Here is a 22,705-nt window from a genome sequence, read left to right as displayed (position 1 = left end):
CGAATGCCGAATGCCGATTTTTTTTCCACATAAGAGAACGGAACTTCGACTACGCTCAGTTTCCTTAGAGGAGGTGCATAGGTTTATTTGTGAATAGATTGCGTAGATTTTCTCTCACGAAGGAACGCGCGCGCAGAGGTTTATTTTTACCCAGATTTAGGGGATTTACGCAGATTCTTATTTGTGAGAGTGTGAGTAACAGAAATTATCCAGCGGAACGGTTACGCCTATTCAGCGTTGATGCAGGGTGCAGATAAACCTAGATGAGATATTCTTATTTTCCCACGGAGGTACACGGAGGAACACAGATGTTTATTGGATGCAGATAATAAATGAGTAATATGAGGTGAAAGAATGCTTCACATATTTGTTTTTCTCCTAGTTATGCTGAACAACGCAAACAACATCTGATAAATAAACACAGAAAATCTTCTGTGTTCACCTGTGCCCGTCTGTGGGATAAAAAAGAATGTGAATGGGGGAACCCGGAATTTTGGACAAAAAAAGAGGGGTAAGCTACTCTTATCGCACCGCTACAACCTCATACCTTTGCTACGTTCCCGTCCTGGAGGATTAAGAGGGAGCTGGTCGTAAAAGACTTACCCCGCCGCAAAATTAGTGTTTTCTTAGAGATAATGAACTCAAAAAAGGAATTTTTCTCAAATCATTTGATTCAGACTGTTAATTAACTCACAATCAAACAAATGAATTGCGCCCTCAGCTCTATGTGGTAAATTAAGAAACTACAGAGAACATAGCGTTACGTAGAATTTTAATAGATTTCTACTGAGTTTCCAAATTAATCGTCCCAATAATTGCAGAATCCCAATTGATACCATCCACCTCGGTCAACTTCCAGTAAAATTTGGGGTTACGTAAACTTTCACGTATCAGTTCAACTCTGTGTTTAAACGATCCATGAGCCAAAACCGGCTGATAATAGGTTGGCGACGAATTGCAATGGATTTCATCAACAACCAGTGAACCTCCTTCACAACGGATTCCTACATCCATTGTTGCAAAAAACTTGAATGTCCGAACTCTGGAGGAATGATTCAGAATAGATAATTCGTAGGTTACTGTTTCCTTAGAAGTGTCTTTTAATTGTTTGGCAACCAGCTCCAAATCTGTTACAGAATCATTCACAAATGACAAGCGCTCGTCTGTGTTTTGAGGCGATTTGGTCTTGTGCTCGCAGGAAACTGAACAAAGAGTGAGCGAAAGTAAAACAAGTATGGAAAGTATGAGACGCATTTACACGTTAAGTTAATCTTCCACTAAATTAAGGAAAAAATGCATTTTCACTAAAGGATGATCCGTTTCGCCCGTTTCCAACCCAAACGATTCTTTTTCAAGAAGTATGTCTGTTTGATTTTTGCATGCGCATGTCCATCTTTCATTTTCACCTTCAGTTTTTTCGCATGGTTCTTTTCGATGTAATATCGATCATTCTTGAGGTAACATAATTCAAAACCATTCTGGTACATTTGTCCATAGTAGGTGCTTCCCTCTTGTCTTTCGAGCGGAACAAAAAGATCGAAATCGCTATTGTAATAACCGATTTTATCGTAGCTTTTCAACTTCACCTTCAATTCTATCTCACCAATCGATGGAGCAATTTTGTAATCGGAAGCATAAATCAAACAAGATGTTGGTGAAACAGAATCCCTGTTAAGAAACTGACGTACGATCCTGGTCCGTTCGTCTCGGAACAAATACCAATCTTTTCCTATCTTAAAATAACTGATCACTGTTTCTATATCATTTGGAAACTTCACCGTATCGTTGTATAATTTTTCGGAGTTCTTCGGTGAGACATGTATGAAGAACGATTTTCCTGTTTGTGTCTCCTCGGGCAAAATCAAATTCAGAGGCGTAGGATTATAATTATCTAAAACCAGGTCACAATTAACTCTCCGTGCACGCGAACAGAATCGAACTACATGCGCTATTGAATCATAAATAACCGTATCTCCCAACAGTCTCCAATTGTCATTCCCGGATTGCTCCACCAATTCGAACAATTTCACCTGATTGTTCCAGACAGGAGCAGGCATTTCCATACAAGTTTCTATTGTTCTTTGTTTTTCTTCCGGAATAGATGCACAGGTATCGGTGTCAAACAAAACCATTCCATACGTCACCAAACGCTCCCCTTTGTCTGTGATCAGATCGATCCCATTCGCATTGGCTTCATTTTCCGTCTGAAGGTATTTCATTTTTGGTTTTAAGGCACAAATTCCGCAATCTCCAAAAGAGGATAGCTCTCTGGTAATGACAACTCCGGTTTCTGATTTGAATATCACATCATCGCCTTCAACTGGTGTTAAATAGATATCCACCCGGCGCTGAAAAGCAGCCACTTTACTAAAAATAAGCTCATTGAAATCCTCACCTTCATTGAATACACGGATTTCCTTTGGCTTGACTCCTTTTGATTTCAAATAACTCAAAACACCATCTATCCTTTGCTGGGAAAGTTTTCGATTGTACACCGAAGTATGGGAAGTGTCAGCATATCCATAAGCTTCCAGAATGAATTCATAGCCGTTCATGGCCAAAAACAAGCTATCCAAGGTGGATTGACCTTCTGATCTCAATTTGGACTTATTCAAATCAAAGAAAACACTGCTTGCTTTGCAAAATTCCTCTTGGGCTTGCAGATTCGAAAGACTTAAAAACAAAATAAAAAGGGAAACCAAGTACTTCATACAGGAAGATGTCGAGAATGAAAAAAAGTAAACAACCCTCAAAAATTCCCTCAAAAAAGAAAAATGACTAATCAACTCTTAAAAGCGTTTCATCCAATTCTTCCATTCCGTGCTGTGCGACGAGTAATTTCAATTGTCCGATGTATTGTGCAGTTTCATGGAGTGATTTGAATAGGAGCGGAGTCAGCCATTCTATGTTATCCTGAAGTCCCTGGTTGAATTGCAAGAAGACATTCATCCATTGTTTGTAGTTGTCGCGTTCCAAAGAATCCCAATGCATTTCAGGAAGCACATCGTTCAGATCGGATTCTATTTCCAAATCCAGGATTCCGCAAACCGCAATGTGCTGTGCGTTGATCAATTGGGAAATGGCTACTTTGATATCCCAGGGAATATCCGTATCATCTTTGGTCAGATGGGAAATCCAACTCAAATTTAATTGATGGATGTAAGAAAATCGTTGCTGGAAAAAATCGAGCATTTAGAGCTGCTTCAAGGAAGAAATGGTTGCTTTCGGATCCGGACTATTGAATACAAAACTACCTGCAACCAAGGCCTGAGCTCCGGCATCAACCAATAATTTTCCGGTTTCGGTATTCACACCTCCATCTACTTCAATGATTGCTTTGGATCCTGATTTTGCGATCAATTCTTTGGTCTGTTTCACTTTTTCAATTGCCTGGTGAATGAATTTCTGTCCGCCAAACCCCGGATTTACCGACATAATCAAAACCAAATCCAAATCTGCAATCACATTTTCCAAAACAGAAACAGGTGTATGTGGATTCAAAGCTACTCCAGCTTTCATTCCCGCTTCATGAATCGCCCCAATGGTGCGGTGTAAATGCGTACAAGCTTCGTAATGAACTGTCAGGATATCTACTCCGGCTTTCGCAAAATCAGTGACATACTGATCCGGATTCACAATCATGATATGACAATCAATGGTCTTTTTAGCCACTTTTTTCAAAGCCGAGATTATCGGGAAGCCAAAAGAGATATTGGGAACAAATACTCCGTCCATCACATCTACATGAAACCAATCCGCCTCACTTTGATTAATCAATTCAAAATCGCGTTCCAGGTTTCCAAAATCGCATGATAAAATAGAAGGAGCAATGATAACAGACATAAAGTATTTTTTACAAAAATACTTTAAATTCAAAATGTAGAATGCAAAATGCAAAAGTTAGATATGACTGATCTCATCTAAGCGTGCGATTTCATGTCAATTTTGCATTTTTAATTTTGAATTTTTAATTCACTTTAGGGTAGACCTTCATCATCTTCAAATATTCCTTATCCCGATCATAGACATCCGGGAAAAACAACAAGGCGCCCTTTTCATTTGTAACAACTGTAATGTAATCGACCTGTAAAGGAATCGGTTTTCTCAAGGGAATAGAAAAATGCTCCTGGCGGGCTATCAGCGTATCCAGTGAGTCACGTGTCATTTTCTGTCTATCATCGCGTGTAAGTATGAATCGCGCCAGGGAATCGGGCATGTCACAACGCATACATCCATGGGAATAGGCGCGGATATCCTTGTTGAAAAATCCTTTCGAAGGTGTGTCGTGAATATACACTCCGTATTTGTTATTGAATTCAAACTTCACCAAGCCCAATGCATTGTCACTACCGGGTTCCTGTCTTACCCGGAACGGGAAATTCTTTTCCTTGTAGCGTTTCCAATTGATGGTAGTCGGATCCACTTCCGTTTCACCGCGATAAACTTTGTAGTGATTCTTAGCTGCATAATTTGAGTTGCGCTGAATTGCAGGTAAGAACTCCTTACTGGCAATCGTTTGGGGTTGTGTCCAGTAGGGCAGTGTAATAATTGCGCGCAGCCTGGAGCTCAATTGCGGTGTCTGATTTTCGGGTTTTCCAACAACCACGCGGTGTTCGGAAAGCAAACTGTCGTTGTAAAAAAGACGCAACTTATATTCCGGGATATTCACCCACAAATAGCGCTCAGGGAAAGGAGCACGCCATCTCCAGCGTTCCATGGACAAAATGGCGCGGTGACATTTGTAACGTACCGATTCGTCCAATGCTTTTCGGGTATATATTCCAATCACTCCGTCCGGTTTCAACCCATTATCTCCCTGAAAACGACTCATTGCATCCCAAAAGGATTCATCATCTGTCTTTTTAGGATCCAGATAGCCTTTATCTATCAAGGATTCTTCCGCCAATTCCAGGCAGCGAAGAGAATCTTCTACTAAAGCAGGAACTTCAAAATGAATGTTTGAAAGCTCCTTTTTTGATGCATATTTGAACAATGCTCTGGCAAGCACCTGATACTCCGGTCTGGAAGGTCCCATTTTCGAAAACCAAACTCCCCAGTTCTTCACCGTATCCATTTGCTTCACAGATCGGGTCAATGACTTCACATCAATGGATGTGATTGGCCGGTATGCTTTTACAGCTGTATCCAAAAAACCAACTTTTAGATCCTGCTGCAACTGGGCTAAGCGCGCCGTAAGCAGAAATTCCTGGATAATGGAAGTTTTGCACAGCGAATCTGTTTTAAATTGAAACAGTCGGTTATCCGGAAGTCCTAATGCGCATGGGAAATCCAATAATTCCTTCCATTTGACACCTTTTTCAACCAGCATGGAGTCATTTGCCCAAACAGGTCTGAAATCGCGTGATTTGTAAAAGGCATAGACCGAATCCTTAATCGCTTCCGGAAATTCTAATTTTGTTAATAAATCAGCATCGATTGCCAATGCGATTCTCTTTTTCAATGAAACTTTCTGGTCAAAAATGGGATCTTGATTATCGATTTCGGAGGAACATCTTATTAGCGCAAACGTGAGTGAAAGTGTGAGAAATAGTAAGATAAGTCTGCTAATTTTCATAAAGGATCAAAAAATAATGAGCAATTTTACCGCAAGATACTTATTCCTCAAATATGGAGCCTCAAATTTATTCAACATACATCTTGCTAGGAACAATGGCAATCATGTCATTTACGGGTTTTAATAACCGTGATTTCATGGAGAAATACCTGTTTAGCCCTTACCTGGTAAAACATGAAAAGGAATATTACCGATTTATCACACATGCCTTTCTGCATGGAGACTTCAATCATTTACTTTTTAACGGGATCACGCTTTTTTTCTTCGGAAAACCTTTTGAAAAATATTTGTTCAATTTTTACGGTCCGTTGCCGGGAGAAATCATCTTCTGGGCTTTTGCTTTGATTGCCATGTTTGCTTCCAGTTCAATCTCCTATTTCCGTCACAAAGACAATCCAAACTACAGATCTTTAGGACTTTCAGGTGTTACATCTGCCATTTTGTTTGCGATGATCATGCTTGCTCCTAGTATGGAGATTGCTCTGATACTTCTTCCCATTCCAATACCTGCCTGGATCTTCGGATTGCTTTATCTCGCCTTCGAAATTTATTCGGATCGCAACAAAAAAACAACTATTGCACACGATGCACATATATCCGGGGCAGTTTTCGGGATTATTTTCATTTTAATTACTAATATTGAACAAGTGATTTTTGCATTTCAAAACCTTCTTTAAATGAGCGATCAAGAATTATTCGTAAATAACAACGGTAAAATACTCAGTAACACAGGATATTCCATTGCTGCGGGAAACAGAGGATACACCTACGGAGACGGACTTTTTGAAAGTATTCGTGTAATGAATGGGAAGGTATTGAACCTGGCGCATCATTTTTCACGTTTATCTGAAGCTGCAAAAGTTTTGAAAATGCGTTTTCCGGCTTTTTATACCACGGAATTCTTTCAGCAACAAATTGACGAATTGATCCAAGCATCCAAAATAACAGAGGGTGGGAGAATCAGGCTTTCAATTGATCGTTTAGGAGGAGGCACTTATCTTCCTGATTCAAATGAAGTTAGTTATTTCATTGAGGTTTATCCCATTGAAAACAACCTATTCAGTCTGAATGCAAAAGGATTGGAAGTGGATCTTTACCAGGATATTCGAAAAACCAAAAATATCCTTTCAAATTACAAGACTAAAAACGGAATCCTCTATGTTCTGGCTGCCATTTCTGCAAAAGAAAAAGGCTTGGACGATATGCTGATCACCAATGACAACGGTCAGATCCTTGAAAGCTCACACAGCAATATCTTTGTTGTGAGTAATGGTGTTCTTTACACACCAAGTCTTTCGGATGGCTGTTTAGCCGGTACGATGCGCATGCAGGTGATCAACCTGGCATTGAAAAACGGATTGAAAGTATATGAATGTCCGATCCTGCCATCCAACTTACTGGTAGCAGACGAAGTATTCCTAACGAATGCTGTTCGTGGAATCACCTGGATCGGTGGATACCGTACGAAACGTTATTTCAATACGACGGCTCGTAAAATCGTGGCTTTCCTGAATGAAGAATGGGACGTGTGATTCCAGCTTATTTCAATTGGAGCGGAGGAAAAGACAGTACACTGGCACTTTATCGAATCCTTCAAAATCCCTCCTTCGACATTCGGTATTTACTCACGACCCTGAACCAGGAAGCGGATCGTATTTCCATGCACGGAGTTCGCAGGGAATTGCTGCTCAGACAAGCTGAATCTATCGGGATTCCCACTAAGACCATTGAATTACCAAGCAGTTCAGACATGCAGGCTTACGAATCGGTCATGAACACTGCCATTCAGGAATTAAAATCGGAAGGGATTGTTGATTGTATTTTCGGTGATATTTTCCTGGAAGACCTCAGAACTTACCGCGAACGAAAGCTGGAAGAGGTTGGTATTTCCGCACATTTCCCGCTTTGGAAAGAAGACACTGGCAATTTGGTTCATGAATTCGTGAATTCCGGATTTAAAACCATTGTGGTGTGCGTGGATTCATCCAAATTGGGAAAAGAGTTTGTTGGCCGAGTGATTGACGCGCAGTTTCTTGCAGACTTACCTGAAACTGTAGATCCATGTGGAGAAAATGGCGAATTTCACACCTTTGTATTCGATGGTCCGCTCTTTTCAAAGCCCATCGAATTTGAGCCAGGAGAGCAAGTCCTGAAAACATACGAATCAAAAAACAAAGACGGTGAAGCCATTAGCTACGGATTCTGGTTTCAGGATCTTATTCCTGTTTAAATTCTTAAAACAATCGATGTCCCTGTTTATCAATGAAAAACCAATTCCCGTTTTTCAACACCAAAGCGGCTCCATCGCTGAAACCGTATAAATTCTCATACACTTCAGGAAATAGTAGGTTCCCGTTTAAATCAAGAAATTGCCCTTTCTTATCGGCTATAACACCAAGAATTCCTTCTCCAACTTGTATTTCATCGTAAACTGCCGGAATGATCAGTTGACCTTTCTGATTGATACAGCCCAATTTACTCCCGATCTTTACCCGTGCCAGGCCATCGTAAAAACTATAGACATTCCTGTATTTCGGTGCAACAACCATCTTACCGTTCTTATCAATAAAGCCAAAGTTATCACCAACACTTACAGCTGCCATTCCTTCCTTAAAACCCGGAAAACCATCATATACTAACGGAACAACTTCTTGTCCTTTTCTGTTGATGAATCCACGCTTTCCGTTCAATTCAACCAGAGCCAGTCCTTCCCGGAAATAGAATATGAGGTCGTATTTGGGCTGAACAGCCATGTTTCCCTGCTTATCCATACAACCGCTTTTTACTCCGATCCTGATGGCCGCAAGCCCGTCATTGAAGGGACCTATATGATCCGCATCATGGATTACCGGTTTTCGGTTATTCATTTTATCGATTATGAACCAGTGGCCCATTTCTTCAACAGTGGTTAATTCTTCGTCTTCAAATTCATTGGCACTATCGTAGATCAACGGGATGATTTCTGTTCCCTTTTCATCAATAAAGCCCCATTTCATATTAAACTTCACCAATGCTCTTCCGTTTTGGAAATCGCTTGCAGCATCATATTTAAATGAGGTAAGCGCTTTACCGGAAGGGTCAATGAAAGCAAACTTTTCACCGTATTTTACCAGTGCAAATCCATTGCTGAAATCATAGGCATAATCGTATTGACAAGGTATCGTGTAATTCCCTTCTTTGTCAATGAACCCATATTTTTTATTGATTACAACAATTGCGCGCCCTTCCTTAAACGAATAAACATATTGGTAAGCCGCTAATGGCTTGAGACTGTCGGATTCCAGCTCTGAATTAAAAATAGTCTCTCTATATTCGTTACCTGAAGTACCGTAACTATAGCTTTGGAACATCACCAATAGCAAAATCAGGATCACCATTTTATATTTTGGGGTATTACACATCGGTGCGTTATTAATCTATTTCATGCAAAAAAACAAAAAAATAACGAACTCATGAACACGCTTTTGGCTCCTGATTTCAGGACTTATTCCTCTTTAGACTTAGTTGTGGTTGACTCCTTTGGATTCGGATTCTTTATCTGATCCTTGACTATTTCCTTCGTTACCCGTTTCTTTTTCGTCCAGGACAGGGCTTTCGGCAATTCATCTCCCAACAAATAGCCATACGGCTCCAGATTCGGAACTGAATCAAAAATAACCTTCAGGATCGCCGTAATCGGAATTGCAAGGAACATTCCGGGAACTCCCGCGAGTGTACCTCCTATGATCACACATAAAATAGATGCAAGGGCATTGATCCTCACTTTGGAACCAACAACCCGTGGCAAGATCACGTTGTTATCGATCAGCTGTACAGCACCGATAATGGCTAAAACTCCCAAGACAGACTGCTCCAGATTCGGATTGTTAGAAAGCGAAATCAAACAACTCAAGAAATTGGCAATGAGAATTCCAACGTATGGAATCAGGTTCAGCAAGGAAACCAACAGTCCAAGGAACAAAGCATATTTCACACCTATCAACCACAATCCCAAGGTTGTCAAAGCCGCTACAATCGCGATTTCAATTAACAAGCCCAAAATGTACATGCGGATAATGACTTTGATGTCATTCACTACGATCTGCATTCTTTCAGCACTTTTCGCAGGGACCAATCTCATCAGGAATCCCAATAACAGCTCCCGATAGAACAAAAACAGGAACAGGTAAAGCGGCACCAAAATAAAGTTCACCAACGCTCCGGTAATGTTTCCGAAACTTTCCATGGAAACCAAACTTCCTCCTTTCATGAAATTTTCCTTCACGAGCTTCTCCTGCTGGAAGTTTGTCATTCCAAAGGTCTTATTGATCCAATCTCCCACATCGTGAATGACTTTCATCATGTTCTTCTCCAGAGTAGGGAGGTCGCTAAAGAAATCCTTCAACTGAAGCCCGAGTAAAAACAAGACTCCCGCAAAGATGACGACGGCAATCGCTACAGTAATAATGACGGAAATTATTTTCGGGAAATGCAATTTATTCTGTAAGAATGAATCTATCGGTCGAATCAAAACCCCAAATATGAAAGCCAGAACAACAGGGAACAGGATACTGCTTCCTAAATAAATAATAGCGGCTATCACAAAAAGGAGGAGAATTGTGAAAATACGTTTCTGATAATTGACTTGCAAATTTTCCATAGACTGACCTTGACTTTTCTTAAATATAAGAAGATAATCGGGCTTTATCTGTTAATAAACTAAAAGCCATAAAAAAAAGGGAGCCTGTTTTACCAATACTCCCTTAGCAATTTTAACTCAGAAATCTAGTTTTATGTCGCTGTAATCTCGGAGCGAAAGTAGCTTATTTTCCACGATTACCAAAATATCCGGAGCAACTTATTGAAAATAACTTATTTCAAGAGCAGGTGCATGGAAATTTCATCGTGGTAACGGCCATTCTGCTTGAAAAAATTTGGAATTCGTCCATGTTCCACAAATCCCATTTTCCGGTACAAAGCCAAGCCTGCTTCATTTTCGGCATATACTTGCAGGTAAAGAATCTCCAATTCGGAATCATTTTTGGCCCAATCAATTGCCCCATTCAATAGTGCTGTTCCCAGTCCGCAGGATTGCCATTCTTTGTGCATCCCCATTCCAAAAACGGCTGTGTGCCGCATGATTTTTCGCTGATGTCCGTCGACGTTAATATTCCCAACAAGCTTCCCGTTGAATTCCGCTACTAAAAAAAGGGAATTCGGGCGTTCGATGTAATTGGACAGAATCTGCTCCTCTTCGGCAAGTGTCGGGTTAAACTCTCCTTCACTTAAAGGAACGAATTCTTCGTCATAGACAAAGCCATGAACGAATTCGATGACTTTGGGTGCATCGGAAACTTCCACATGACGAAGCAAGATGGTACGCCCGTCTTTTAAACCAACTGTTTTTGGGGAAAACTTCATTATGCGAAATTACGAATTACGAATGCCGAATTGTTGGATTTTCTATAATTCACATTTATGTGTAGTGAAAAGGTCACTTTTAGTGTGAGGCGCGAAAATAAAAATGCTGCTTTTTGACGCAAAACATTGCTGAATCGCAGTAAAAACGCGTGTTAAATCCATAACACTTTCATACTCTATCTATGCTTTATCTATGCTCTATCTATGCTTGATCCATACACTAACTTTTTTGTGCGAATTCGCATTAAGAGCAGGATTTACAAATGTGCGAAACGAATTACAAAGAGTTCAAACTTTCTCTCTTTTCACTTTATAACTGTGAATCAGATATTCGCCTAAAAAATAAGCGCCAAAAGCTGTTGAGATGTGCCATAACCAATGTGTGCCCCAAGGCATCCAGGTGATTTCTATTTTTTCATCCAAAAACCGGAAGAGGAGGGCAAGTGCAAAAAACACAATTGCGACAAACAATCTGCTTGCATTTTTGAATTTGGTTTGACGCAGAAACAGGTAACAGGGAAGGAGTAACATCCATCCTCTGATAAAATAACCGGCTGAAATACGATCCTGACCACTTAGGAAAAAGGTGGTTAAAAAAGTCAGACCAAAGAAAATCAACAGAACCCAGATGATGTGGCTTTTTTTCGGAAGCACTTTCAACCACATCCAGATACTGATTCCAATCACCAAGATCACAATTGGGATGGCATCCATTAGTAGCAACAGGGTGGAAGAGCGGAAAGCGTGGAAAAAGGTACTTCCAAATCCACCCAGAACCAATAGCGGGCAACAAAACCAGACGATGAATCGGTATTCGGAATAGCGCCCGCGAAGTTGCCACAAAAAGATGAATACGGGAATCAGAAAGGTCAATGAAGACCAAGCGTTCCATGGCTCAACAATCCATAATGATAAATCAACCGTCTCCCGGTAAATGGGACCGGAATCAGGTACCGAAACAAGTTGAATGAAGGAGTACAGGGACAAAATCAGAAACCGAAAACCAATTCTGTTGCTTCACAACCGGTTTTTTGTTTCATCTGAAATGAACCTGAGAAAATCAAGCTATCACCTTCATCCAAAATCGTGTATGAATGGGTTTTATTTTCTCTCTTGAACATATTATCCATGTAAACGAAATTACCCGTACCACAAGCAGGTTCACCTGTATAATGCACATAGGCATCATTTGTGGAAATCTCAACTCCATCTACAAACAATGTCAATTCATCTATCCCATAAGCTGCCAAATCATCTGCTGTAGCTGACCTGTACCAAAAAGAGTGGTTAATCGCAAACTTTTCTTTCGTACAACCATATACTGAAACGATACAAAGAGATAGGAAAATTAGTTTTTTCATGTTTAGTAAGTTTTATGCAAATTAACTAAAAAGTTCTCAAAATGAATCAATTTAAGCTCCCTAATGAACTTCTAAATGAATAAAACGAATGATTTAGTGATTGAATCTTCGTCTTTCCTGAAACTTTGTTCGCTTAAAACCTTAAATTAGTTCACTAAACTGAAAATGGATCTGACCGATCTTCTGCATGAAAAGCAATACTAAAATCCTTACTCTCATTTGCTTTGGAATGATTCTACTTTCGATGTTCCTGCCATTTTATGAAGGTCCGAGAGTGAAGGGAAGCATTCCGGAAGACAGTTTTGTAATCGTGAAGATCTATGAATCTCCGGATTTTGGACTGACGCTTTGGGTTTTCAATGGTTTCGGGTCCCTGTTTGCACTCACCAATCTGTTGATTGCACTAGTCCTGTTGTTATCCCGTTTCTTTTTCCCCAAATCACTGGTTACAGCCATTTTGACCACCTGCGTTTTCATTGTTTCCCTGGGATTGCTCATCTATGGAACATCAAACGGACACGAAGCTCCATTACCCGATGAAATGCTCAGCGGCTTTTACCTCCTGCTGATTTGCCAAGTCATCCTGATCGCACAATCTTTTACCAAGGCGATTACGGAACCGGTGAAAGACCGAAGAATCGATTCAGATATCCTGGATTTTTAATTCCCTGAATTCAGCTGACAAGACAGAAAAAAGGCGATCCAATTTCTCAGACCACCTTTTAACAACTTAGTGAATCGGTTCTTATACCGGACAAATGGTTGTTCCGGAACAGGTTCCCTGCATGTAACGATGTCCGCAACTCGCATGATGCGCATCTCCAATTGCTGACAGGTCGAATGTTACTATTTTCTCCGTGATCTCAGCCATGCGGACAGGTAATAGCAAATCGGCTTCCCAAGTAGAGTATGGTTTTGCTACGGCACTGGAATCGATGTACATCAAACTTCCTACAGGTTGGTAGTCATACGCTTTCATGTCGTTCAACTTGTTCACAAAGGAAGTTGGCAGATCCGGGATGGCTTCCAAAAGCGCAATAAACTCACTGTCAGGAGGCAAAAGCGGTACGATATCCAAGTAATTCTCGTAGCGCACATGATTGGGGAACGTTTCATTGTATGTGTTCGCAAAATCAGTGTTTCCACAATTCGGACCGGCAAAGGTGATTGTCTGAGTAATATTCAGGCTGTATGCATTCTTAAAATACATGGCTGCAATCGGAGCAATTCCGCCGCCTTTACTGTGTCCGGTAATATAAATAGGGAGCGAATCTGTCGGGTCGAGTTCCCGGATAGCATCCATTATTCCATCCCTCAACAAACCCAGAGCGAAAAGAAATCCTTCATGTACTTCTCCCGGAAGATTGACATTACTGGTTGTCGGAGCCATGAAGTCCTGTAACCAATCGAAAAAAGAATCCCAATTCATAGCAGGAGGAAGGGTTCCCCTGAAAGCTACAATGATTCCGTTTGCGGTTTGTCCTACCAGGGCAGCTTCGATCTGATCTGCGGTTACGATGTAAGGATCTCCAATGAAACCAACCGCATCGTATTGATTTTGAAAAGGAGAATCGGAACCTAGCGGATTGTACTGACCGCTCGGGTCGGTAGGAGTAATGGCATAGGCTGAGGCAGAAGCACATAGCAACTGACAGGGCAATGAAATGTTACTCATAATGAATAGTGTTTGGTTTAAAGTATTTATCCTGTAAAAATAAAAGCAAAACCGAAACAGCAACGGATCTGGTGTCTAAATTTTCGGGAATATCCTTTTTGCATCCATGCTATTTTGGTTATTTCCCGTTCTATTCTTAATTTCATCCTGAACAAACAAACAAAGAAAGTATTCAGAGACGATCATGATATTTGAAAAAGAGTTTAAGGATGCTTTGATCAATTTACCTGTAAAGGAAAAAGATAAATTGCTTTTGAGGTTATTGAAAAAGGATGTGCCCCTTGCGGATCAGTTGTATTTTGAATTGGTCAGTACGCAAACTGTGGAAGGTCGCCGGGCCGAATTGGAGGTGATGGTTTCAAAACGCGTGGCGAGTATGAGTAAACATCGTTTCTCGAATCACGATCTTCTGGCTGATATGCGTTCCTTAAGCGGGGAAATCACCAAACAGGTGAAGATCACCAAGGACAAGTTCGGGGAAATTAGTCTCAATCTGCTAATGCTCAATGAAATACTTCAGGCAAACAATCAGACAATTGCGAATTATTCACGAATAAAAGGACATAAATTCAGTTTGTATGTGCTTGCGCGGGTTTTCAAGATATTGATCCTGATCCAAGCGATGCATGAGGATTACCAGGCGGATTTCAGGTCGGATCTGGAACAATTAGGCGAACTGATTCGTGCAAACCGATTGTTAAATCAAGCTGCCATTCACTACGGAATGGATCCGGACTGGTTGATTGCGGGAGAAATTCCGGAAGACATCAAAAAACGTCAGAGCGCATTGAAGAAGTAAGATACTCGCGAAGATTCCCGTTTTTTGCACGCAGATTCCGCAGATAACGCAGATTATATCATTGCTCATTTTACTGTTGAGAAATGGGCTTTCACATTCTTTAACAATTAAAAAATAATAGGAGCTGTAACAAATCAAGGATGAGTTGGTCTTACGAGAAACCAATAATAATTTTAGATATGAAAGCAACAATCCTATTTATCGCACTATTTTTAACCACTACCGGTTCATTCGTTTTTGCAGGAAACGGTGACAACTTATTGGACCGCATCATGCACCGCAAAATTTCCTATCCTGAGTCATTGCGCTCAAAAGGAATCGAAACAACCGTTTATCTAAAGGTGCGTGTTTTAGCAGAAAATCAAATCGAAATACTGGAAATAGCTTCGGCATCGGAGGAAATGAAGGCCGCAATCGAAAAACAAGTGCAACAAATCAAGATCAAAGTACCCCAAAATTTGATCGGAAACACCTTCCATTACACATTCAAATTTCAGGTACAGAAATAGTCAACTATATTCAAATTACTGAAAGATGAGAAAATGAAACGGCTAATGGCCGTTTTTTTTGTTTACAAAATCCTCCATGGAATTGAACCACAAAGAGCACGAAGGACACGAGGCTTCTATTTTTGGAGTAGTATGTAATGGAATTATTTTTCTTGTCGCCTTGGGATTCTCTTTGGATATTTTAACCACTAAGGACAGGAAGAACGCGCGGTTTTTATTTTATAAACAATGTATGGCACAAAAAATCCTTGTGCGCTTCGTGATCCTCGTGGTTTATATTAACCACAAAGTACACGAGGAGCACGAGGTTTTTATTTGCAAGGGGCATAATTCTTGTCATTCAAAAAAGTTCAAGCAACCTTTTTAAACATTCTTAAGTCTTTGTTTTCAGAACAATCACCGGTGATTTTAAATTACTAAACCTATAAAAATTTATTTATGAAAACTTGCTTAACGATATTATTATCGCTACTCTTTTGTTCTATGGCTCAAAGTCAATACAAATATCTTCGAAACTACGATGACGATGTTCACGCGATTATTCCTTGTCAGGATTCAACTTACTATACTGTATCGATTCATCCGGGATGTGGAATCAATAGTTTTTCGGTTCATTACATCGGTCGACACGGACAATTAATCTGGTCGAAGGAATCACAAATCTGGGTAAGTCATTTGAATAATTTCAAAGGTTTTACAGATGAAAACAATGTCCTTACCTTAATTTATTCTTCACTTGATTACAACGGTCTGACGCGCATGGACCGAACAGGAACAATTATCTTCAATCGGTATTTCAATTCCAGTCCTTATCGAATGAATTCAATTACTCCTACAACCGGCGGTTTCTATCTAACTGGAATTCAAAACGAATATTCATCCATATCATCCCCAAGTGTTCCCGTACTCTTAAAAATGGATAACAGCGGACAAGTTATTTGGGTCAAGTCTTATTCGATTCCAACCATTCCCCGTTTGCTCTTTCATGACGTTCAACAACATGGGGATTCGCTCCTGATTGTTGGAAATTATACGCAGGCCGGTTTTCCAGAAGTCACCTTTCCCTATATTCTCAAAACCGATTTGAACGGAAATACTGGAAGTAGCAACTATTATCGAATAGAAACCATTGATGTGGACCGATACAAATTCACGGATGTTGACAGTTATGATCCTGCTTCCATTTACCTGAAATTTAATGCTTCAACAGGAATTGACGGTATTTTGAAACTGAATGAACAACTACAGCCGGTTTGGTGTAAAAATGCGGTTGGAGTGTTGGGAACAATCTGCGCTTCCTATGAAGGTGGCGTCATGTTTTCAAGCAGTATGTCATCCGATGGCGATATCATAAACCTAAATACACAAGGAACCATTATCGGTTCAACGGCAACCGGCGCCATTTCGAGTACTCCTTCCATTATTTTACGCCATGATTGCGGTTATTTGGTAGCACTTCCTTCCAGCTGGCCGGGTGATCGGTATGCACATATTTCACAAGATCAAGTCTATTGTGGAGCTATTACTGGTTTTCCAGGTGATCTGACACCAATTAATACGGTTACAAAACATCCGATCACTGTCAATACGCAAACTCTTGCATCTTCGACATTCAGTCTGATTGTGCTAACCGGAGCTTTCACCGATAATATGCTTACGGAAACCGTAGATTGTATCGAACCATATAGTTGTAGCGGACCTTTGGGACTTTCCGAGCAAGAATTGACTTCCGATTTGCTTTATCCGAATCCGGCAACGGATGTAATTCACATCGAAACAAGCGATTCTCCGATTGTAATCACAGATGCAGCAGGAGCTGTTGTTTATAGCGGAACTTTAACCAACAATGAGTTGAATATCCGTTTCTTGGCTCCCGGGTTGTATCATGTAAATTGCAACCAACAACGCAGACACTTCATTAAACAATAATCTTCCTGTAAAAATTGAACCGCAAAGGCGTAGAGAACCCAAAGATAAATAGAGATTACTTTTGGGCTCTTTATAATCTTTGCGGTTAAAAATAAAAAGAGCTATTTCAAAACAGGTCGACCGGATGGAACGGTAAACGTCTTTTCCAAACGCAATTTCCCTGATGGAGTTCGGATATCGGTAGCGTAGTAAAATTTAGCCACAGTTTGTTCGGGAGTAACATGCAACACGACAAAACCATGATCAACACCATTCAAATAACGCACCTGTGGATTATTTCTCAGATATGCCGCATGCTCCGCATCCAATTCTTTCTGATCATTCGTGTATTCATCGCTGTTTGCAGAAGTAATGCTCGTTACCACAAATTCCACCGAAACATTGTCAGATGTATCGCTTGTACCCAACAGATCATTTTCCAGTGCAAAAGAAGCGTGGTAATCGCCCGTAACCCAAACCACATTAGATAAAGACCTGGATTCTATTCGGTTAATCAACCGTTTTCGTTCCTGAGGATATCCATCCCAGCCGTCCATATACACTTCTTTTTCACCATTTTTTGTTCCGACATACATCGGACCAAAAGGCACTTGATTTCCGATAATCTGCCATTTCGAACCGGTTTCCAATTGTTTAGTCAACCAATCGTATTGCTTTTTTCCCAAAATGGTACGTTCCGGATCCTGAAAATGCGGATCGGTGATGCTATCTAACTGCACTGAGCGTCCGGTAATACGCGTATCCAGAATCACCAAGTTCATTAGATCACCAATCTGGAAAGCACGATAAAGTTCCTGTTCCGGAGTTTCCCTGACAGGCATCCATTCATAGTAGGCTTGTTTTCCGGCATTTTTCCGGGTGTACCAATCTCCTTCATTTTTCTGATGATTTTGAGCGCCATCAACATAAGAGTTGTTGGCGATTTCGTGATCATCCCAAGTTGTAACAAATGGTTTCAGCTGGTGCGCCAATCTCAAATCGGGATCCAAACGGTATTGTGAGTAGCGTGTTCGGTAGTCGTCTAAGGTGGTAATTTCTTTTGCAGGAACGTGTTTGCGTCCAATCGTCGTATCACCATAACCACCAGGAGCATACTCATAAATGTAATCTCCCAAATGCACTACCAAATCGATCTTCGGATCTTCAGCAATGAACCGGTAATTGGTAAAATATCCCCATTCGTAATTACTGCATGCAGCAAAAGCGATGCTCATTTCATTAGGATGTGCAGGAAGCGTCTTAGTTTTACCTGTTAATGAGCGATGTCCTTTATAAAAGAAACAGTAATAATATTCCTTGTTTTCCTTCAAACCGGTAACGTCAACCTTTATGGTATAATCACGCTTTAAATTCGTTTTTACAATTCCTTTCTTATAAATCGTTTTAAAATCAGGAACCTCGGAAACCTGATAACTTACTTCCACATCCTTGGTATGTACTGATTCAAGTGTCAGTTTTGTCCAGATAATTACGGCAGATTGTGTTGGGTCACCTGAAGCTACTCCATGATAAAAAGGAGCCAAAGCCGGATCCAATTTCGCAACCAATTCGGGGTTAATGTGTAATTTTTCCTGAGCAAATGCATACATACATGCAAACAAAAAGAGCGCAATTATTCCTGAATTTCTGATCATTTCATTCCTATTATTTCGAGGCGAAAGATAAATAGAATGAAGCATTTGGAAGTTATTGAAGTATTAAGAATTAGAAGGTTATCGATTTTCAGCTAATTCAGAAGGAAAAATCAGGAATTGTATCACCGTGCGTTCCTAAACGCTTATCAAATCGTTTTGTGGGTTTGTACGCTGATGTGTTTTACCGCGGCGGCGATGGCTTATTTGTTGGTGAAGAGGAAGGTTTTAGACAAATAAGAGAGCAGACTCTGCCTTACAGGTATTTATAAGACGTACAATCTTTGGACAAATCATGCGTTTACGTTATCCAAATGCATGATTTATCGTTGCAAAGTAGGGGAGGAGTCTAATCAACTATCTTCCTGTTTCTTTCGTTGAGTCATCCGTTGCAAGCAGGAGTTAAAAACAACCTACCTTTCAATTAATCCTAAAATCGACTCTTATGAAACTCTTTACTCTTTCTAAGGCTCTTCTGCTCCTGCCAGCTTTGATTCTATGCGTAACGGTTTCAGGACAGGAAAACTGCTTCAATGGAATCGACGACAATGGAAATGGCCTGATTGATCTGAATGACCCGCAGTGTGTTTGCAACGGTCCAGGACCACTTACACCTTCATCATTATTACCCAATCCTTCCTTCGAACAATACTTTCAATGTCCTACCGGAAGCTCACAAATGAACCTGCTTTACTGGCAACGGGCGATTCCACAAGGATCGGTCGACTACCTGAATACCTGTGGCTATACCAGCCAAACAGCCCTTCCGCAGAATTTTATTCCTACCATGAACGGCAATGGGTGTGTTGGTATGTTTGCTATCATCGACTACAAGGAATTCATTGGTACCTGCCTGCCAACTCCATTGGTCAGTGGCACCCCTTATACCATCAAGTTTGATGTAGTTTATAATCGGAGACGAGGATTAGGGCAGTCTCCATGTCCGCCAGGAAATCCTGTAGGACCGATGAACTTTACCCTATATGGCGCTCCGACCTGTTATCCGCTGCCATTGGCTTTTTCTCCGATTGGCGTATTCGAAGTACCACCGCCTTTCGTACCAATAGGTACCGTGACTGTTCAGCCTGTCCCCAATCAAGACTGGGAAGAGTTGGTGATGACCTTTGTTCCGACCTTCGATGTGGCACAGATTATATTGGGTCCTGCACCCAACCTTTCCTTCGATTATAATGGAGATAATATATGCGCACCCTACTTTCTGGTAGACAATTTGCGACTCAATACTGCAACTGCTTTCAATGAAGTTTTCATCAACCAATCGGGTGATTTTTGTATGGGTACTGGCGTTTTGAATGCTTACGGCGGACCTGTAGGAGGAAACTGGCAATGGTACAAAAACGGCATTGCACTTGCAGGACAGACGGCATCGTCTATTTCGCTTGTTTCTTTTGGGACAGGGGATTATACCGTACGAAAAATGGTTGGCACCACTTGTTATTCTGCCACACAGGAAGTGACGATGACCCTCAATCTGTTATCCATTAATGCCCGTGTTTACGACGATAGCACAGCTGCCTGCCAGGGCGAACCTACATATATATATGCAATGGGAGCCGATACCTACACTTGGCAACCAGCAACTTATCTGAATACCACTGTGGGAGATACGGTCGTGATGGATCCACAGGTTACTACAACTTACGTCGTAACGGGACACCATGGAATCTGCACCGATACTGATACCATTACGATTACTGTGATTCCCATTCCAGAAATCGCATTCGTTGGCGATACCCTTATTTGTGCTGGAGAAAGTCCACAATTTTCAGTTTCAGGTGGATTGATCGGTGAGGATTTTTACTGGACACAATGGGGCAATAACACGGTATATTATGGCGACACCGTCAATCTGACACCATCGGTTACAACCACTTATGTGGTAGGGCAAAACATCCCATTCAGTTCCTGTTCTGCATACGAGGTATTCACGATAACAGTGGCTTCCATTACTGGTGCTGCAAGCGATACGTCTATCTGTCAGGGAGAAAGTATTTCACTAGACTTATCCGGATCGGGTGGAAGCAACTATTCATGGTCGCCTGCAACCGGGTTGAACACCACATCTGGTCCGCAGGTCATTGCTTCGCCTGCTGTTACCACGACCTATTTTATTGATGCAATCAAAGATAACTGCCCTGTATACGATACTTTGCAAGTAAATGTCATTCCTCCGTTCCAAATCAATGTGAATGGAGCAACCATTTGTCCAGGACAACCCGCAGTACTTGTGGCAACAGGTGCTGCGCAATACAGCTGGTCTCCAACTACTGGTTTGAGCTCCACAACAGGAACCAGCGTCATTGCTTCCCCAGCTGTAACAACAGTTTACACCGTTATCGGTCATATCGGAGCGTGCAGTGATACTGTTCAGACCACTGTTACACTGACTAATGGACTAAACATCCAATCGGCAGGAGCAGTGCTGTGCCAAGGCGAAACAGCTATTCTAAATGCCACAGGAGCCTTGGACTATACGTGGTCGCCTGCTACAGGCCTTTCTTTTACAACTGGGAACATGGTATGGGCAAGCCCAACTGTAACGACTAACTACACCATTACAGGAACGACCAATGGCTGTTCGGGTGATACAACTATTACAGTGATTGTCAATCCTGCTATACAACTAGCCGTCAACGACGCCTCGATTTGTCCGGGTTATTCAGCTACGTTGGCTGCCAGCGGAGCAAGCGATTACAGTTGGTCTCCAGCAACTTCATTGGATACAGCGAACGGATCGGTGGTGATTGCTCAACCAAACGCCACGACAGTTTACACTGTCACCGGCACTCATGACGGATGTTCTGCCACAGCTCAAGCAACAGTTACAGTAACATCAGGTTTACAGCTCACTGTTAATGATTTACAGATTTGCTCTGGTGGTTTGGCCGTATTGATTGCCAGTGGAGCAGATAGCTATACCTGGAGCCCGAATGTGGATTTCTTTTTACCCGACGGAAGCAAGGTAACAACCTCTCCATCAGTAACCACCGTTTATACCGTTACTGGAACAAATGCTGCCGGGAACTGTTCGGGAACTGCACAAGCCACAGTAGAACTGATTAACCATGTTCCTATGAGCATACAAGCTTCACCGAATCCGGCACTAATAGACAATCCGCTGGTGACATTTAGCGGAGAACCACATAACGAAGAACTGATTTGGGTCTTTGGTGACGGCACATCCACTGAGGCGCCGAATGTGCAACATCTGTATCCGGCAGATTCGGAAGCTGTTTATCAAGTTATGCTCATCGTCCACACTGCTGGTGGTTGTATAGATACGGCTTACCTACAACTCATTGTGGAAAACGGTTTATCATTTTATATCCCGAACTCCTTCACCCCGAATGGAGACGGGCACAACAATATCTTCCGACCGTTCTTTTCCTCCGGATTTGACACGAATAAATTCAATCTATCGATTTACAATCGCTGGGGAGAAGTGGTATTTGAAAGTGGGGAGTTGGACGCAGGCTGGGATGGAACGGTCCAAGGATTGGAATCGCCTTCCGGCACTTATACTTGGACGATTGTTGCCAAACACCTGAAAGATGATGGAATGACCACTGCGACCGGGTCGGTTACGCTGTTGCGCTAGAAGAGCAGGGGGATTTCAAATTCCGGTAGGAGAGGAGGGGCAAAGTTTTTTGCTTCAATTCGAATTAATCACCTCAAAACAAAAACTGCTTACAAAGTTTTGTAGCCTGTATTATTCTTACCCGGTTCAACAGTTAGTATCAATGGTTCATTAAATGACCCCTAAAGTCGGATCAATTAATTTTGAAGATTCTCATTTTTTAATTAA

20 protein-coding genes and 1 other RNA gene are annotated in these 22,705 nt (G+C 41.3%); 8 read left to right on the top strand and 13 right to left on the bottom strand.

All coding sequences use genetic code 11. From position 1 onward, the window contains the following. Positions 1-506: 506 nt before the first annotated feature. From ffs to AAG807_RS04970, 6 genes are all read right to left on the bottom strand, one after another. An RNA gene (ffs, locus tag AAG807_RS04995) (signal recognition particle sRNA small type) lies at positions 507-605 on the bottom strand. Between the two features lie 178 nt (positions 606-783). Continuing rightward, a complete protein-coding gene (locus AAG807_RS04990; RefSeq protein ID WP_341901338.1) occupies positions 784-1,254 on the bottom strand; it encodes a hypothetical protein in 471 nt (156 codons plus the stop codon). A gap of 50 nt (positions 1,255-1,304) precedes the next feature. Next, a complete protein-coding gene (locus AAG807_RS04985) occupies positions 1,305-2,711 on the bottom strand; it encodes an OmpA family protein (RefSeq protein WP_341901336.1) in 1,407 nt (468 codons plus the stop codon). Positions 2,712-2,778: 67 nt separating this feature from the next. Beyond that, complete coding sequence (locus tag AAG807_RS04980) at positions 2,779-3,192, bottom strand: hypothetical protein (RefSeq protein ID WP_341901334.1); 414 nt, start codon at positions 3,190-3,192, stop codon at positions 2,779-2,781. Further along, a complete protein-coding gene (rpe, locus tag AAG807_RS04975) occupies positions 3,193-3,843 on the bottom strand; it encodes a ribulose-phosphate 3-epimerase (protein ID WP_341901332.1) in 651 nt (216 codons plus the stop codon). Between the two features lie 124 nt (positions 3,844-3,967). After that, positions 3,968-5,461, bottom strand: a complete 1,494-nt coding sequence (locus AAG807_RS04970; protein WP_341901330.1) for a L,D-transpeptidase family protein — start codon at positions 5,459-5,461, stop codon at positions 3,968-3,970. A 167-nt stretch (positions 5,462-5,628) separates the two neighbouring features. On the opposite strand from AAG807_RS04970, the gene AAG807_RS04965 reads away from it, so the two are divergent. From AAG807_RS04965 to AAG807_RS04955, 3 genes are read left to right on the top strand one after another with little or no spacing between them, the layout of a single operon-like run. Next, positions 5,629-6,252: a rhomboid family intramembrane serine protease gene (locus AAG807_RS04965; protein ID WP_341901328.1), complete on the top strand. Its 624-nt coding sequence runs from the start codon at positions 5,629-5,631 to the stop codon at positions 6,250-6,252. Then, the gene (locus AAG807_RS04960; protein WP_341901327.1) at positions 6,253-7,107 is read left to right on the top strand and encodes an aminotransferase class IV; all 855 of its coding nucleotides are present in this window, start codon (positions 6,253-6,255) and stop codon (positions 7,105-7,107) included. Continuing rightward, positions 7,095-7,805, top strand: a complete 711-nt coding sequence (locus AAG807_RS04955; protein ID WP_341901326.1) for a diphthine--ammonia ligase — start codon at positions 7,095-7,097, stop codon at positions 7,803-7,805. Before AAG807_RS04960 ends, AAG807_RS04955 begins: the two co-directional genes overlap by 13 nt. A 4-nt stretch (positions 7,806-7,809) precedes the next feature. Here AAG807_RS04955 and AAG807_RS04950 read toward each other — a convergent pair whose 3' ends face one another. The 5 genes from AAG807_RS04950 to AAG807_RS04930 all read right to left on the bottom strand — a co-directional run bounded on the left by AAG807_RS04950 (position 7,810) and on the right by AAG807_RS04930 (position 12,336). Beyond that, complete coding sequence (locus AAG807_RS04950) at positions 7,810-8,952, bottom strand: WG repeat-containing protein (RefSeq protein WP_341901323.1); 1,143 nt, start codon at positions 8,950-8,952, stop codon at positions 7,810-7,812. A 107-nt stretch (positions 8,953-9,059) separates the two neighbouring features. After that, positions 9,060-10,214 (bottom strand): AI-2E family transporter, encoded by a 1,155-nt coding sequence (locus AAG807_RS04945; RefSeq protein WP_341901322.1) that lies wholly within the window; start codon positions 10,212-10,214, stop codon positions 9,060-9,062. A gap of 212 nt (positions 10,215-10,426) precedes the next feature. Beyond that, on the bottom strand, positions 10,427-10,975 hold the full coding sequence (locus AAG807_RS04940; RefSeq protein WP_341901320.1) for a GNAT family N-acetyltransferase: 549 nt from the start codon (positions 10,973-10,975) through the stop codon (positions 10,427-10,429). A 288-nt stretch (positions 10,976-11,263) separates the two neighbouring features. Beyond that, the gene (locus tag AAG807_RS04935; protein WP_341901319.1) at positions 11,264-11,962 is read right to left on the bottom strand and encodes a ceramidase domain-containing protein; all 699 of its coding nucleotides are present in this window, start codon (positions 11,960-11,962) and stop codon (positions 11,264-11,266) included. A gap of 2 nt (positions 11,963-11,964) precedes the next feature. After that, the gene (locus tag AAG807_RS04930) at positions 11,965-12,336 is read right to left on the bottom strand and encodes a hypothetical protein (RefSeq protein ID WP_341901317.1); all 372 of its coding nucleotides are present in this window, start codon (positions 12,334-12,336) and stop codon (positions 11,965-11,967) included. Between the two features lie 229 nt (positions 12,337-12,565). Between AAG807_RS04930 and AAG807_RS04925 the strand changes: the two genes are divergently transcribed. Next, positions 12,566-13,000: a hypothetical protein gene (locus AAG807_RS04925; protein WP_341901315.1), complete on the top strand. Its 435-nt coding sequence runs from the start codon at positions 12,566-12,568 to the stop codon at positions 12,998-13,000. A gap of 81 nt (positions 13,001-13,081) precedes the next feature. Here AAG807_RS04925 and AAG807_RS04920 read toward each other — a convergent pair whose 3' ends face one another. After that, positions 13,082-14,011, bottom strand: coding sequence for a lipase family protein (locus AAG807_RS04920; RefSeq protein ID WP_341901313.1), 930 nt, complete (start codon positions 14,009-14,011; stop codon positions 13,082-13,084). A 184-nt stretch (positions 14,012-14,195) separates the two neighbouring features. On the opposite strand from AAG807_RS04920, the gene AAG807_RS04915 reads away from it, so the two are divergent. The 3 genes from AAG807_RS04915 to AAG807_RS04905 all read left to right on the top strand — a co-directional run bounded on the left by AAG807_RS04915 (position 14,196) and on the right by AAG807_RS04905 (position 17,248). Further along, complete coding sequence (locus AAG807_RS04915) at positions 14,196-14,810, top strand: hypothetical protein (RefSeq protein ID WP_341901312.1); 615 nt, start codon at positions 14,196-14,198, stop codon at positions 14,808-14,810. Positions 14,811-14,989: 179 nt separating this feature from the next. After that, positions 14,990-15,319 (top strand): hypothetical protein, encoded by a 330-nt coding sequence (locus AAG807_RS04910; protein WP_341901310.1) that lies wholly within the window; start codon positions 14,990-14,992, stop codon positions 15,317-15,319. A gap of 438 nt (positions 15,320-15,757) precedes the next feature. Further along, complete coding sequence (locus AAG807_RS04905; RefSeq protein WP_341901308.1) at positions 15,758-17,248, top strand: T9SS type A sorting domain-containing protein; 1,491 nt, start codon at positions 15,758-15,760, stop codon at positions 17,246-17,248. 101 nt (positions 17,249-17,349) lie between these two features. Here the strand turns inward: AAG807_RS04905 and AAG807_RS04900 are convergent, their stop codons facing one another. Then, the gene (locus AAG807_RS04900) at positions 17,350-18,882 is read right to left on the bottom strand and encodes an alkaline phosphatase D family protein (protein WP_341901307.1); all 1,533 of its coding nucleotides are present in this window, start codon (positions 18,880-18,882) and stop codon (positions 17,350-17,352) included. Positions 18,883-19,324: 442 nt separating this feature from the next. On the opposite strand from AAG807_RS04900, the gene AAG807_RS04895 reads away from it, so the two are divergent. After that, complete coding sequence (locus AAG807_RS04895) at positions 19,325-22,498, top strand: gliding motility-associated C-terminal domain-containing protein (RefSeq protein ID WP_341901305.1); 3,174 nt, start codon at positions 19,325-19,327, stop codon at positions 22,496-22,498. Positions 22,499-22,705: the final 207 nt, after the last annotated feature.

This window comes from Fluviicola taffensis DSM 16823 (assembly GCF_943372375.1).
In the GTDB taxonomy this organism is placed as follows: domain Bacteria; phylum Bacteroidota; class Bacteroidia; order Flavobacteriales_D; family Crocinitomicaceae; genus Fluviicola; species Fluviicola taffensis_A.
This window is presented reverse-complemented; position numbering and strand designations above follow the sequence as displayed.